Source organism: Mesorhizobium sp. LEGMi-168a, from assembly GCF_058312955.1.
Map to the genome: position 1 here is coordinate 46,861 of NZ_JBZEGV010000001.1, position 12,248 is coordinate 59,108.

The 12,248-nt window shown below is 63.4% G+C and carries 15 protein-coding genes; 5 read left to right on the top strand and 10 right to left on the bottom strand.

Translation table 11 applies throughout. The features are described 5' to 3' along the window. Position 1: 1 nt before the first annotated feature. From urtD to AC4FWB_RS00215, 3 genes are all read left to right on the top strand, one after another. Entirely contained in the window at positions 2–748 is a 747-nt protein-coding gene (gene urtD, locus AC4FWB_RS00205; RefSeq protein WP_491023781.1) for an urea ABC transporter ATP-binding protein UrtD, read from the top strand. Positions 749–818: 70 nt separating this feature from the next. Then, positions 819–1,514, top strand: a complete 696-nt coding sequence (gene urtE, locus AC4FWB_RS00210) for an urea ABC transporter ATP-binding subunit UrtE (RefSeq protein WP_491023782.1) — start codon at positions 819–821, stop codon at positions 1,512–1,514. A gap of 263 nt (positions 1,515–1,777) precedes the next feature. Continuing rightward, positions 1,778–1,954: a hypothetical protein gene (locus AC4FWB_RS00215; RefSeq protein ID WP_320219154.1), complete on the top strand. Its 177-nt coding sequence runs from the start codon at positions 1,778–1,780 to the stop codon at positions 1,952–1,954. Positions 1,955–2,075: 121 nt separating this feature from the next. Here AC4FWB_RS00215 and AC4FWB_RS00220 read toward each other — a convergent pair whose 3' ends face one another. The 10 genes from AC4FWB_RS00220 to AC4FWB_RS00265 form a co-directional block, all read right to left on the bottom strand. Beyond that, on the bottom strand, positions 2,076–3,221 hold the full coding sequence (locus AC4FWB_RS00220; RefSeq protein WP_491023784.1) for a GGDEF domain-containing protein: 1,146 nt from the start codon (positions 3,219–3,221) through the stop codon (positions 2,076–2,078). A 204-nt stretch (positions 3,222–3,425) separates the two neighbouring features. Beyond that, positions 3,426–3,557, bottom strand: a complete 132-nt coding sequence (locus AC4FWB_RS00225) for a hypothetical protein (protein WP_491023785.1) — start codon at positions 3,555–3,557, stop codon at positions 3,426–3,428. Positions 3,558–3,865: 308 nt separating this feature from the next. After that, the gene (locus AC4FWB_RS00230; RefSeq protein ID WP_491023787.1) at positions 3,866–4,669 is read right to left on the bottom strand and encodes a DUF72 domain-containing protein; all 804 of its coding nucleotides are present in this window, start codon (positions 4,667–4,669) and stop codon (positions 3,866–3,868) included. Positions 4,670–4,696: 27 nt separating this feature from the next. Beyond that, on the bottom strand, positions 4,697–5,155 hold the full coding sequence (locus AC4FWB_RS00235) for a GNAT family N-acetyltransferase (protein WP_491023788.1): 459 nt from the start codon (positions 5,153–5,155) through the stop codon (positions 4,697–4,699). Then, the gene (locus AC4FWB_RS00240) at positions 5,152–5,562 is read right to left on the bottom strand and encodes a DUF302 domain-containing protein (protein ID WP_491024321.1); all 411 of its coding nucleotides are present in this window, start codon (positions 5,560–5,562) and stop codon (positions 5,152–5,154) included. The genes AC4FWB_RS00235 and AC4FWB_RS00240 overlap by 4 nt, the downstream gene beginning before the upstream one ends. Further along, a complete protein-coding gene (gene uvrA, locus AC4FWB_RS00245; RefSeq protein WP_491023789.1) occupies positions 5,562–8,483 on the bottom strand; it encodes an excinuclease ABC subunit UvrA in 2,922 nt (973 codons plus the stop codon). The genes AC4FWB_RS00240 and uvrA overlap by 1 nt, the downstream gene beginning before the upstream one ends. Before the next feature lie 794 nt (positions 8,484–9,277). After that, on the bottom strand, positions 9,278–9,553 hold the full coding sequence (locus AC4FWB_RS00250) for a hypothetical protein (protein ID WP_491023790.1): 276 nt from the start codon (positions 9,551–9,553) through the stop codon (positions 9,278–9,280). A gap of 66 nt (positions 9,554–9,619) precedes the next feature. Then, positions 9,620–10,225 carry an ATP-dependent Clp protease proteolytic subunit gene (locus tag AC4FWB_RS00255; protein WP_292434080.1) on the bottom strand — a complete coding sequence of 202 codons (606 nt, stop codon included), beginning with the start codon at positions 10,223–10,225 and terminating at the stop codon, positions 9,620–9,622. A 25-nt stretch (positions 10,226–10,250) separates the two neighbouring features. Next, positions 10,251–10,727 (bottom strand): SRPBCC family protein, encoded by a 477-nt coding sequence (locus AC4FWB_RS00260; RefSeq protein WP_491023791.1) that lies wholly within the window; start codon positions 10,725–10,727, stop codon positions 10,251–10,253. Next, positions 10,724–11,038, bottom strand: coding sequence for an ArsR/SmtB family transcription factor (locus tag AC4FWB_RS00265; RefSeq protein ID WP_491023793.1), 315 nt, complete (start codon positions 11,036–11,038; stop codon positions 10,724–10,726). The genes AC4FWB_RS00260 and AC4FWB_RS00265 overlap by 4 nt, the downstream gene beginning before the upstream one ends. Positions 11,039–11,274: 236 nt before the next feature. Between AC4FWB_RS00265 and AC4FWB_RS00270 the strand changes: the two genes are divergently transcribed. After that, on the top strand, positions 11,275–11,799 hold the full coding sequence (locus tag AC4FWB_RS00270) for a single-stranded DNA-binding protein (protein ID WP_491023794.1): 525 nt from the start codon (positions 11,275–11,277) through the stop codon (positions 11,797–11,799). Between the two features lie 34 nt (positions 11,800–11,833). After that, positions 11,834–12,232, top strand: a complete 399-nt coding sequence (locus AC4FWB_RS00275; RefSeq protein ID WP_491023795.1) for a DUF2306 domain-containing protein — start codon at positions 11,834–11,836, stop codon at positions 12,230–12,232. Positions 12,233–12,248 lie beyond the last annotated feature (16 nt).

The window sequence follows — 12,248 nt, forward strand, 5'->3', positions numbered from 1 at the left end:
CATGAGCAAATCAAACACCATCCTCTATCTCGACGGCGTCTCGGTTTCCTTCGACGGTTTTCGCGCCATCAACAATCTGTCGCTTGTGCTCGACAAGGGCGAGATGCGCGCGATCATCGGTCCCAACGGCGCCGGCAAGACGACGATGATGGACATCGTCACCGGCAAGACGCGGCCGGACGAGGGCGAGGTGTTCTTCGACGGCCAGGTCGACCTCACTCGGCATGACGAGGCCGAGATCGCCATGATGGGCATCGGCCGCAAGTTCCAGAAGCCGACCGTCTTCGAAAGCCACAGCGTCGAGGACAATCTCATGCTGGCGCTGAAGGGGCCGCGCTCGATCTTCCCGGCTCTATTCCATCGCCGCTCGGCGGACGAAGCGCGGCGCATCGACGACATCCTCGGTATCATCCGCCTCGGCGACAAGCGCGACGAGCTCGCCGCAAATCTAAGCCACGGCCAGAAGCAGTGGCTGGAGATCGGCATGCTCTTGGCGCAGGACCCGAAGCTGCTGCTCGTCGACGAGCCAGTCGCCGGCATGACCGACGCCGAGACCGAGGAGACGGCGCGGCTGCTCAAGGACATCGCCCGCGACCATTCGGTGATCGTCGTCGAGCACGACATGCATTTCGTGCGCGAGCTTGGCGTCAAGGTCACCTGCCTGCATGAGGGCTCGGTGCTGTCGGAAGGCACGCTCGATTTCGTCTCTGCCGACGAGCGCGTCGTCGAAGTCTATCTGGGGCGATGAGCATGGTCTGGCGGGTTCCGTTTTATCGTTTCGATTTCGCTTTTCTGAAGCGCTGGAGAAGGGGCTGAGCATGCTCGAAGTCTCCAATGCCACGCTCCATTACGGCGCCGCCCAGGCTTTGCGCGGCGTTTCGCTGAACGCCGGCGCCGGCAAGATCACCTGCGTGCTCGGCCGCAACGGCGTCGGCAAGACCAGTTTGATGAGATCGATCGTCGGCCACCACCGGCTGACGAGCGGAAGCGTTGCCTTCGAGGGGAAGGCGCTCGACCGGAGCGCGGCGTATGACCGCGCCCGGTCGGGCATCGCATTCGTGCCGCAGGGCAGGGAGATCTTTCCCCTGCTCACGGTACGCGAGAACCTGGAATCGGGCTTCGCGCCGCTGAGGCGGTCCGAGCGCAACATTCCGGCCCATGTCTTCGAGCTCTTTCCGGTGCTGAAGCAGATGCTGTCGCGACAAGGCGGCGACCTGTCCGGCGGTCAGCAGCAGCAGCTCGCCATCGGGCGGGCGCTGGTGATGCGGCCGAAGCTGCTCGTGCTCGACGAGCCGACCGAAGGCATCCAGCCGTCGATCATCAAGGATATCGGCCGCGCCATCCGCTATCTGCGCGACCAGGCGGGGATCGCCGTGCTTCTGGTCGAGCAATATCTCGACTTCTGCCGCGAGCTCGCCGACGAGGTCAATATCATGGACCGCGGCCAGATCGTGCACACCGGTCCGGCCGAGGACCTCGACCGGGCGGATGTGCGGAAGTTCCTGACAGTCTAGAATCGATTGCTCGACTTCGGCCGACATCACGATCGATAGCAAGGCCAATATTTCTCCCGCCCAGCCCCGCGTAACTCTGGCGCCTCCAAAGCTGCATGCTAGTCTTTTCTTGGCCTTGGTGAGTCGGCCGCATTCCGTGCCAGTCGCAAAATGAAGGGGGGCGCGGGCGCGCCCGGCAAGTTCCATGCAAGCAAGCCCGCCTAGCTTTCCCCACAGTGATTGTCGGTCAATGCGTCCAACAAAGAACTTGCCAGGGGAAGGCGATGGAACGTTTTGTCGAGGATTATCAGAAGCGACGCCTCACTGAACGCGTGGATATCATGACGGCGATCAACATCCTGATGTCGCAAGGCTATGACGAGGACGATCTGCTCGGAGAAATAACCAAGGTGTTTTACGTCGACCTCGATGCTTACAACGAAGTGATCGGACGCCACTGACGACTTGCGCTTCTAAAGCGCATCGCGATCTTTCAGATTCGCTCATGCGCTTTAGGTTTTGATTTTGCGCATGTCTTTGCCCCGAAACCGGTTCCCACTTTCGGGAGACATGCTCCAAGCTTCAAGCACAGCGGCGGATGTCCAGCACGCGGTTGCGGCCGCCGCGCTTGGCTGCGTAAAGCGCCTTGTCGGCGGCGCTGAGCACCTTGTCGAAGCTCGTGCCTTCGTTGCTGCCGAACGCAAAACCGGCGCTCACCGTGCATGTCAACGGACCCGTCTCGGTTTCGATCGTCCGCGTCGCGAACGCCATCCTTATCCGTTCGGCCGTGCTCTCGACCATCTCGGGCAAAGCGCGCTTCAGCACCAGCGCGAATTCCTCGCCGCCCATGCGGGCAGCGACATCGTTCGGGCGCAGATTGCCGGACAGTTCTTCGGCGAACACCTTCAGCACCTCGTCGCCGGCGGCGTGGCCGTACTGGTCGTTGATCGCCTTGAAGCCGTCGAGGTCGAACACCACCACCGCCATGAAGGCGCCGACAGGTATCTTGCCGTGCAGGTCGAACAAGGCGCGGCGGTTGAGCAGACCGGTCAGCGCATCGGTCTCTGCCTCGCGCTTGTGATGGCGCGCGAGCCGCCCCTGGTTGAGCGCCAGCGACAGCGCGCCGATGCCGGTCATCGAGGCGATGACGATGACCAGGCTCAGATCCTCCGCCCAGTTGTTCGGCGCGTGGCCAAGCACCAGCTTGCCATCCCATGCCAAAACGGCCGCGCACAGCACGAAGGACGCGGCGGTCAGCGAGTAGAGCAGCGCCACGCCAATTAGCTGCGCCGGCGCCTCCGCGCGGCCTTTCCAATAGTCATGCGCCGTGCCGAACAGGAGCAGCGCCGCAAGCGAATTCTCCAGCATGAAGCCCAGCCCGTCATAGCCGAGCGCCATGGGCGGCAGCGCCAGCGCGAAGGAGATGCCGACGCCAAGCGCAATGCGCGGCAGCGGGGAGTGGCCGGTCCGGAACTGGTAGGCGGCGCCCAGCATCACCGAGAAGCCGAGCAGCAACAGCGCTAGCGTCAGGACGCCGAGAGCCGTTCCGGGCGCTTCGATATAGGCGTCATAGACAAAGACCTCGACTACCACCGCCAGCACGCTGATTGCCCATGTCAGCAAGAACTTGTCGGAACGGGCGGTCAGCCAGGTTCCGAACAGGGTCAGGCTAAGGCAGGCGGCGGAGAAGCCGACGGCCAGCAGCAATGAGTTGTAGTCGAGCAGCATGCACCCGTCCTTGCCGGCGCCGGGTTTCTGCAACCTGGCGTAGGTGCATTAGTGCGGCAAGGAAGTATCGATTACGTTACGATAGCAGCGAAGATGCCATAATTTCCCAAAGCGCGTCGCGATCTTTCGGATTCGCTCCGTGCGCTTTAGGTTTTTGATTATACGCATGCCTTTGTCCCGAAACCTCGGGACACATGCTTTGACTCAGAGAACCGCCATCGACAACAGCAGGATGATGCCGACCGCCATCATCAGCAGACCCGGCCAATTCTGCGACAGGCCGAGGAAACCGAGTCCGCGCCGCCGCGGCTCGAGTGTCGGGCCCGGTGTAGCCAAGCTCGGCGCCGGGCGGTCCGGCGCTGTAGGTGCTGGGTCACTCAGTTGTCCGCGCCTCAGCGCGGCCCCTGCCATGTACACGACGCCGGCAACGGTGAGCACCGCCCCAATGAGAATGACTGCCATCGTTCCTCGCTTTCCCTCGGAAGATGGGCCTTCGGCGAGATAGCGGGCCGGAATTCCCGCCCGGTGCCCGCAAAGGCAAAACGGTCATGATATCCCGTAGGTTCCGGCAGGGCTGCTGGACACTGGTGCGCCGGCCTTAGTGCCGGATCCCGACGTATGACGACGGATAGCCGCAGTAGGTCTCAACCCACCCGCTTCATCAACGCCATAGCGCCGAACGGCGCGCGCACCTTGCCCTCGGTGATGAAGTAGACGAAGACATCGCGCGGCTTGACCGGCGCGTCGGTCTTGGGGTCGGCGCGCGGCAGATCGGCCGGCTGCTTTCCTTCCGCCCAGGTTTTCACCCGCGCCGCCCATTCGTCGAGCCCCTTCGGCGTGTAGCAGTCGGGATTGTCGTCGCTGCCGGTCTGCAGCCGCGCATAGACGAAATCGCCGGTGACGTCGGCGATCGCCGGATATTTGGCGTGGTCGGCATAGACGATCGCGGCGTTGTATCTGCGCGCCAATGCCGGGAATTCCGGCACGATGAAGCTGTCATGCCTGACTTCCAGCGCATGGCGCAGCGGCACGCCGTCCTGCTTCTCGGGCAGCAGTTTGAGGAACGCTTCGAAATCGTCCCCATCGAACTTTTTTGTCGGCGCGAACTGCCAAAGGATCGGTCCGAGCTTGTCGCCGAGCGCGGCGACGCCGGAGCCGAGGAAGCGCATCATCGATTCCCCGGCCTCGCCGAGAACGCGGCGGTTGGTGACGAAGCGATTGCCTTTGAGCGAATAGACGAAGCCGTCGGGTGCCTCGCTTGCCCATTTGACAAAGGTCGGCTCCTTGAAGCTGGAATAGTAAGTGCCGTTGACCTCGATGCTTGGCACCTGGCGGCTGGCGTAGTGGAGCTGCTTCGCCTTCGACAGCTTGTCCGGGTAGAAGGAGGTGTCCCACGGCTCGAAGGTCCAGCCGCCCATGCCGGAGCGGATCTTTCCTTGGCTGGTCATCGTCTTCCTCCCAGTTGCAAAATACGATCAGGCGGCTTTGTCGACCGGCTTGGCCATGTCGACGACAGTCCATCCCGGCCGGTACGGATTGGGCCGGCGGCCGGTCTCGCGATAGCCATAGGCCGCATAGAGCGCGATGTTCCGCTCCATCCGCGAATTGGTGTAGAGCCGAACCTCCGACAGATGCCACTGCCGGGCCTGCTCGTCGGCGAAATTGAGCAGCTTGATGCCGAGCTTCCTGCCCTGGAAGGCCGGCGCGACGGCGACGCTGAAAATCATGGCGTGATCGGAATGCCGCTCGAGCACGATCAGCCCCGCGAGTTCGGTGCCTTCTTCCAGCAGCCAGATTTCGTCGCGCTCGATGCGCGGCGCGTAGTCTTCCGTCACCGGTATCGGCGGCGCGCCGAACAGGGCCGTGTAGGGAGCATAGGCGGCCGTGGTCAGCGAAGCGACGGCGGCAAGATCTTCGGGGCAGGCCAGTCTCATGATTGATTGACTCCAGCCGTGGCCGCGACGACCTTTTCCATGCCCGCCGAAATGGCCGCAACGGCATCCTGGCTGGCGTCGCCAAGCCCATGCCGCTCGGCCAGCCAATGCGCATCGTTGTAGGACAACCAGACCTTGCCTTGTGCGTCCTCCCAGGCCAACGCCTTCACCGGCAGGTCGATGCCGGCAAGCTGCTCATCCTGCATCAGCGGCGTACCACCCTTGGGATGACCGAAGATCAGCAATTCGGTCGGACGCAACAGCGCGCCGATTTCATGCGCGCCGGCGGCATGGTCGATCCGGGCGAAGACACGCAATCCCGCACGGGTGACGGTCTCGACCAGCCGGTCGATGGTTTCGGCCACGCCGAAGCGGCTTTCGACGGAGACGAGCCCGGTGTTCGCCATCACTCCGCCGCTTCGCGCTTGCCTCCGGGGCGCCGCTCCAGAAGCTCCTTCAGGAACTGGCCGGTGTAGCTGCGCTTCTCGCGCACGATCGCTTCCGGCGAGCCGGATGCCACCAGCTCGCCACCGCCGTCGCCGCCTTCGGGGCCGAGATCGAGCACCCAGTCGGCGGTTTTTATCACCTCGAGATTGTGCTCGATCACCACCACGGTGTTGCCCTGGTCGACCAGCTCGTGCAGCACTTCCAAGAGCTTGGCGACGTCGTGGAAGTGCAGGCCGGTGGTCGGCTCGTCGAGGATGTAGAGCGTCTTGCCGGTCGCCTTGCGCGACAGTTCCTTGGCAAGCTTGATGCGCTGCGCCTCGCCGCCCGACAGCGTCGTCGCCTGCTGGCCGATATGGATGTAGCCGAGGCCGACCTGCTTCAGCGTCTCCAGCTTGTCGCGCACGCCGGGCACCGCCGAGAAGAAGTCGACGCCTTCCTCGACCGTCATGTCGAGCACGTCGGCGATCGACTTGCCCTTGAACAGCACGTCCAGCGTCTCGCGGTTGTAACGCTTCCCGTGGCAGACGTCGCAGGTGACGTAGACGTCGGGCAGAAAGTGCATCTCGATCTTGATGACGCCGTCGCCCTGGCAGGCCTCGCAGCGGCCGCCCTTGACGTTGAAGGAGAAGCGGCCCGGCTGATAGCCGCGCGCCTTGGCTTCCGGCAGGCCGGCGAACCAGTCGCGGATCGGCGTGAAGGCGCCGGTATAGGTCGCCGGGTTGGAACGCGGCGTGCGGCCGATCGGCGACTGGTCGATGTCGATGACCTTGTCGAGGAATTCCAGGCCCTCGATGCGGTCGTGTTCGGCCGGATGCTCGCGCGAGCCCATGATGCGGCGCGAGGCCGCCTTGAACAGCGTCTCGATCAGGAAGGTCGACTTGCCGCCGCCGGACACGCCGGTGACGCAGGTGAAGGTGCCGAGCGGGATCTCCGCCGTCACGTTCTTCAAGTTGTTGCCGCGCGCGCCGACGACCTTGATGCGCCGGTTCTTCTTCGCCTCGCGGCGCACTTCCGGCGTCGCCACTTCCAGCTCGCCCGACAGATATTTGCCGGTGATCGAGGCGGGCGTCGCCATGATCTGCTGCGGCGTGCCCTGCGCGATGATTTCTCCGCCATGGATACCGGCGGCCGGGCCGATGTCGACGACATAGTCGGCATGCAGGATGGCGTCCTCGTCATGCTCGACGACGATCACCGTGTTGCCGATGTCGCGCAGGTGCTTCAGCGTATCGAGCAGGCGCGCATTGTCGCGCTGGTGCAGGCCGATGGACGGTTCGTCCAGAACATAGAGCACGCCGGTCAGGCCCGAGCCGATCTGCGAGGCGAGACGAATGCGCTGGCTCTCGCCGCCCGACAGCGTGCCGGAATTGCGCGACAGCGTCAGATAGTCGAGGCCGACATCGTTCAGGAAACGCAGCCGCTCGCGGATTTCCTTGAGCACTCTGACGGCGATCTCGTTCTGCTTTTCGTTGAGCTGCGCCGGCAGGTCGGTGAACCACTGGTCAGCCTTGCGGATCGACTGTTCGGTGACCTCGCCGATATGTTTGCCGGCGATCTTCACCGCCAGTGCTTCCGGCTTCAGCCGATAGCCGTTGCAGGCGGGGCAGGGGGTGGCCGACATGAAGCGCTCGATCTCCTCGCGCATCCAGGCCGATTCCGTTTCCTTCCAGCGCCGGTCGAGATTGGGGATGACGCCCTCGAACGTCTTGGTGGTCTTATAGGAGCGCAGGCCGTCGTCGTACTGGAAGGTGATCTCGCGCTCGCCCGTGCCGTGCAGCACGGCCTGTTTCGCCTCGGCGCTCAAATCCTTGAACTTGTCGCCAAGCTTGAAGCCATAGGCCTTGCCGAGCGCCTCCAGCGTCTGCGCGTAATAGGGCGAGGTCGACTTCGCCCACGGGCTGATGGCGCCATCGCGCAGCGAGACATTCTCGTCCGGCACGACGAGATTGACGTCGATGGCGCGCTGGCTGCCAAGCCCATCGCAAGTCGGGCAGGCGCCGAACGGATTGTTGAAGGAGAACAGCCTTGGCTCGATTTCCGGAATGGTGAAGCCGGACACCGGGCAGGCGAATTTTTCCGAGAACATGATGCGCTCATGCGTCTCGTTCTTCGACTTGTTGACCGAGTCCTCGCCGGTCTGGCGGGCGTCGAGCGGCCTGTCGGCGAATTCGGCCACGGCGAGGCCGTCGGCGAGCTTCAGCGCGGTTTCCATCGAGTCTGCAAGCCGCGTGGCCAGATCGCCGCGCACGACGATGCGGTCGACGACGACGTCGATGTCGTGCTTGTATTTCTTGTCCAGCGCCGGCACGTCGGCGATCTCATAGAAGACGCCGTCGACCTTGACGCGCTGGAAACCCTTCTTCTGCAGCTCCAGCAGTTCCTTGCGGTACTCGCCCTTGCGGCCGCGCACGATCGGCGCCAGCAGATAGAGGCGCGTGCCTTCCTCCAGCGCCAGCACGCGGTCGACCATCTGGCTGACGGTCTGGCTCTCGATCGGCAGGCCGGTGGCCGGCGAATAAGGGATGCCGACGCGCGCGAACAGCAGGCGCATATAGTCGTAGATCTCGGTGACGGTGCCGACCGTCGAACGCGGGTTGCGCGAAGTGGTCTTCTGCTCGATCGAGATGGCAGGCGACAGACCGTCGATCTGGTCGACGTCCGGCTTCTGCATCATCTCCAGGAACTGGCGGGCATAGGCCGACAGGCTTTCGACATAACGACGCTGGCCCTCGGCATAGATGGTGTCGAAGGCGAGCGACGACTTGCCGGATCCCGACAGTCCAGTCATGACGATCAGGCTGTCGCGCGGCAGGTCGAGATCGACGTTCTTCAGATTGTGTTCGCGCGCCCCGCGAATGGAAAGGTATTTTTGGTCGGCCATCGCCGGTCGCCGCCTCAGGTCTGGAATTTGCTGGATTGGGCGGGGTTGTCCCGGCCATCCCTTATGTAGGTAATTTCGCCGCTGCGTCGAGAGACGCCACAATTCTCGACAAAAGCGTTTAACCGTCTTTCGCGTGGGCGGGCAAGCGGAAAGAACAAAGGCCGAACACGCTCCTGACAAAGCGTTGTGGAAACAATCGCGAGAAGCGCTGTGGAAACAGCGGCCGCAAAACCGCCAATCGGCAGGCGGCATTTGACTTACCTGGACGTAACCTCCAAGCAATCACATTTTTCGGTAACCGGCTATTCAACGGTTGACGCCGCCGACTCACGGGAGCAGTGTCGGGGCGTCAGCGAGGCCGGCCGTCTGTCGATGGCCTCGCCACCCCAAGGTGGCCTGCGAGACGCCGCAGGCGTTCGCGACTAGAGCTTCGTAAGACAATGGTCGCAACGGACAGAAGGAGCGGAGCATGACGCCACCGGACAGTCCCTTGAGGCTCCACGAGTAGATGGAGCCGCGGCGGGCATAAGTGCCAGGGTGGGGCGCAAGCGCCAACCCGACAAACCGTGACCTGCCGATTCCGTACAATCAGAGACCATAGTCGGATCGTCGGCTGAAAGCCGCGTTGCATCCGAAACAGAACGCCGGCAGTCCACTCCCGGCTAAAGTTGGGTTTCAGATCCATGAAAGCCCCGTCCACCTGCGGAAGCAGTGGCGGGGCTTAAATTTTGAGGGCAGAGCGCAGGCTCGTATCTCGCAACCGCTCGTATCCCGCAGCCAGTCAACTCGCCCGATCAGTGATTGGGTGGCCTGATGCCGCCCGTTGCCATGTCGATGGTTATGCTGCCGGAAATCCTGACATCGGTGTCGCCGATCTTGAACGTGCCATTGCCGCCGGCAGGCTGCGCATCGTCCGGCTCAGGCTGCGGGGCAGGTTTGGCGATGCGATAGTCGCTGCTGACGCCAGGCAGCTTCTGCGCCGAGCTGTCGTTCGCGAAGGCTGCGCCGGCCATCAGGATGCTGGCGAGCGCGGCAACGGCAATAGCCGGTTTCTTGAAGGAACAGATCATCCGCCGACTATAGAGGCGCGTCGGGAGCGAGGCCAGACACGCGGCAATCAAATCGCCGCGCGTCCCTCAGGCCGCCTTCTTGCGGGTGTCGTAGACGTGATCGACGAGACCCCAGGCCTTGGCTTCCTCGGCGGTCATGAAATAGTCGCGGTCGAGCGTGCGCTCGACCTCTTCGTAGCTCCGGCCGCAATGCCTGGCATAGAGCTCCGTCATATGGCGCTTGGTGCGCAGGATGTCCTCGGCATGACGCTGGATGTCGGAAGCCTGACCTTGAAAGCCGCCCAGCGGCTGATGCAGCACGATCCTGGTGTTGGGCAGCGCGATGCGCCGGCCGGGCGAGCCGGCCATCAAAAGGAAAGAGCCCATCGAGGCGGCAAAACCCATGCAGACCGTCGACACCGGGCAGGAGATGTATTGCATCGTGTCGTAGATAGCGAAGCCGCTGGTCACCACGCCGCCCGGCGAGTTGATGTAGATCGATATCTCCTTGTCGGGATGGTCCGATTCCAGCGACAGAAGCTGCGCGCAGACCAGCGCCGACACGCCGTCATTGATCTCGCCGTTGATGAAGACGATGCGCTCTCGCAGCAGCCGCGAGAAAATGTCGAAGGCGCGCTCGCCGCGGCTCGACTGTTCGATCACCATCGGCACCAGATTGGCCAGGGCGCTCATGGCAGGTCTCCTTGGTTCTCGTTGGTCAAGCCGCGCGCAGCATCATGCATGGCGTATTGGCGGCGGTTGGATTCTTGCGTGCATTTAGCGAGAGCCTGCAGCCTGCGCCTGCAACGGCGAGGACAGGTTGCGCCGCCGATACGAAGCCGTCATGGACGATGCGAAGATGCGTGCCGCCGGAGGCCGCGCGCGCCAGCGTGAAGGTGACGAAGCTGTCGAAGGCCGGCAACCGGTCGGCATCCTCTGCACTCGGCCGCTCGCGCCAGGAATACCGCAGCAGCTTGCCGGGCTCGGCCTCGAGCACCTCGCATTCGATCGGCGCGTCCGGTCCGGCAAAGGCGAAGCGCTTGCCGGTTTCCGGCTTCATGTCGTTCGGCATCATCCAGGCGGCGAGCAGTTCCGGCTCGGTCAGTGCCCGCCAGACCTTTTCCGGCGGATCGGGAAGCTCGCATTCGAAGCTGAGCGGCGCGTCGGTCGCTTTCGGGTGTTTTGTCGCCGTCATTGGTCCATTCCCTTCAGAACCGTCTTCAGTTTCTCGATGCGCTCCGGCCAGAAGGCGCGGTAGCGTTCGATCCAGCCGAGCAGCGGATCGAGCCCTTGCGGCTCGGCGCGGTAATAGGCGTTGCGGCCGGCGCGTCGCTCCGCCACGAGGCCGGCGCCGCGCAGCACGGCAAGGTGCTGCGAGACCGCGGGTTGCGACACGGTCATGCCGGCGCGCAGCTCCGACACCGTCATCTCGCCGGCTGCCAGCCGCTCATAGACGGCGCGCCGAGTCGGATCGGCCAGCGCCCGGAAAATCTCTGTTTCGATCATGACAAAAGCATAAGTCGATACTTATCGATTTGGCAAGCGGCTATTTGATCGCCATATCGAGATATGCTGGCCGCGCCTTACCTTGCTGACATTCCTTGACAGAACCGGCGGTTGCGACTAGAACGAAAAGAGAACAAAAACCTTGTGGGAAAAGCCAGCCTTTGCGGGCATGGGCCACCCACAGGCTGTAAGGTGAGCGACTTAAAATTTGTTTCGGATGAGCGCGGAGAAGTACGATGGCGGGTAGCGTCAACAAGGTCATTCTGGTCGGCAATCTCGGGGCGGACCCTGAAATCCGCCGCCTGAATTCGGGTGATCCGGTCGTCAACATCCGCATCGCCACGTCGGAAAGCTGGCGCGACAAGAACTCGGGCGAGCGCAAGGAAAAGACCGAGTGGCACAATGTCGTCATCTTCAACGACCAGCTCGCCAAGGTGGCCGAGCAGTATCTGAAGAAGGGCATGAAGGTCTATGTCGAGGGCCAGTTGCAGACGCGCAAATGGCAGGACCAGACCGGCAACGACCGTTATACGACCGAGGTCGTGCTGCAGAAATTCCGCGGCGAACTGCAGATGCTCGACGCACGCGGCGAGGGCGGCGGCCAGGTCGGCAACTATGCCGGCGGCGGCGGCAGCAGCCGCGGCTCCGATTTCGGCCAGTCCGGCCCGAATGAAGGGTTTAGCCGCGGCGGCGGTGGCGGCTCAAGGGGCGGTGGCGGCGGCGGCTCGTCGCGCGAGCTGGACGACGAGATCCCGTTCTAAGCCTCACGACATGACCATTTAAGGGGTAGGCGCGATGTCGCTCGGACCGCTGCTGTCGGCGCCGCCCCCTATTCCGTGGCACGCGTTTGCCGCCTTTGCCGCGCTGGCGATAGGCGGAGCGCAACTGGCTCTGCCGAAAGGCACGCCGCGCCACCGCGTGCTCGGCTATGTCTGGGCCGCGCTGATGCTGGTCGTCGCCATCTCGAGCTTCTGGATCCGGCAGATACGCCTGATCGGGCCGTTCGGTCCGATCCATATCTTGTCGATCCTGGTGATCGTCACCGCGCCGCTGGCGGTGTGGTACGCGCACACCCATAAGGTGGCCGCGCATCGCGGCGCCATGATAAAGCTCTATCTGTTCGCGCTGATCGGCGCCGGCATCTTCACGCTGCTGCCAGGCCGCGTCATGCACGCCGTCGTGTTCGGCCAGTAGGGCGATCATAACCTCA

What these genes read in the sequence shown, in the direction of transcription:
- AC4FWB_RS00265 (WP_491023793.1), bottom strand. Translation starts at nt 11,038, where the DNA reads ATGATCGAAACAGAGATTTTCCGGGCGCTGGCCGATCCGACTCGGCGC.
- urtD (WP_491023781.1), top strand. Translation starts at nt 2, where the DNA reads ATGAGCAAATCAAACACCATCCTCTATCTCGACGGCGTCTCGGTTTCC.
- AC4FWB_RS00220 (WP_491023784.1), bottom strand. Translation starts at nt 3,221, where the DNA reads ATGCTGCTCGACTACAACTCATTGCTGCTGGCCGTCGGCTTCTCCGCC.
- AC4FWB_RS00270 (WP_491023794.1), top strand. Translation starts at nt 11,275, where the DNA reads ATGGCGGGTAGCGTCAACAAGGTCATTCTGGTCGGCAATCTCGGGGCG.
- urtE (WP_491023782.1), top strand. Translation starts at nt 819, where the DNA reads ATGCTCGAAGTCTCCAATGCCACGCTCCATTACGGCGCCGCCCAGGCT.
- AC4FWB_RS00235 (WP_491023788.1), bottom strand. Translation starts at nt 5,155, where the DNA reads ATGAGACTGGCCTGCCCCGAAGATCTTGCCGCCGTCGCTTCGCTGACC.
- AC4FWB_RS00260 (WP_491023791.1), bottom strand. Translation starts at nt 10,727, where the DNA reads ATGACGGCGACAAAACACCCGAAAGCGACCGACGCGCCGCTCAGCTTC.
- AC4FWB_RS00240 (WP_491024321.1), bottom strand. Translation starts at nt 5,562, where the DNA reads ATGGCGAACACCGGGCTCGTCTCCGTCGAAAGCCGCTTCGGCGTGGCC.
- AC4FWB_RS00255 (WP_292434080.1), bottom strand. Translation starts at nt 10,225, where the DNA reads ATGAGCGCCCTGGCCAATCTGGTGCCGATGGTGATCGAACAGTCGAGC.
- AC4FWB_RS00250 (WP_491023790.1), bottom strand. Translation starts at nt 9,553, where the DNA reads ATGATCTGTTCCTTCAAGAAACCGGCTATTGCCGTTGCCGCGCTCGCC.
- AC4FWB_RS00275 (WP_491023795.1), top strand. Translation starts at nt 11,834, where the DNA reads ATGTCGCTCGGACCGCTGCTGTCGGCGCCGCCCCCTATTCCGTGGCAC.
- uvrA (WP_491023789.1), bottom strand. Translation starts at nt 8,483, where the DNA reads ATGGCCGACCAAAAATACCTTTCCATTCGCGGGGCGCGCGAACACAAT.
- AC4FWB_RS00215 (WP_320219154.1), top strand. Translation starts at nt 1,778, where the DNA reads ATGGAACGTTTTGTCGAGGATTATCAGAAGCGACGCCTCACTGAACGC.
- AC4FWB_RS00230 (WP_491023787.1), bottom strand. Translation starts at nt 4,669, where the DNA reads ATGACCAGCCAAGGAAAGATCCGCTCCGGCATGGGCGGCTGGACCTTC.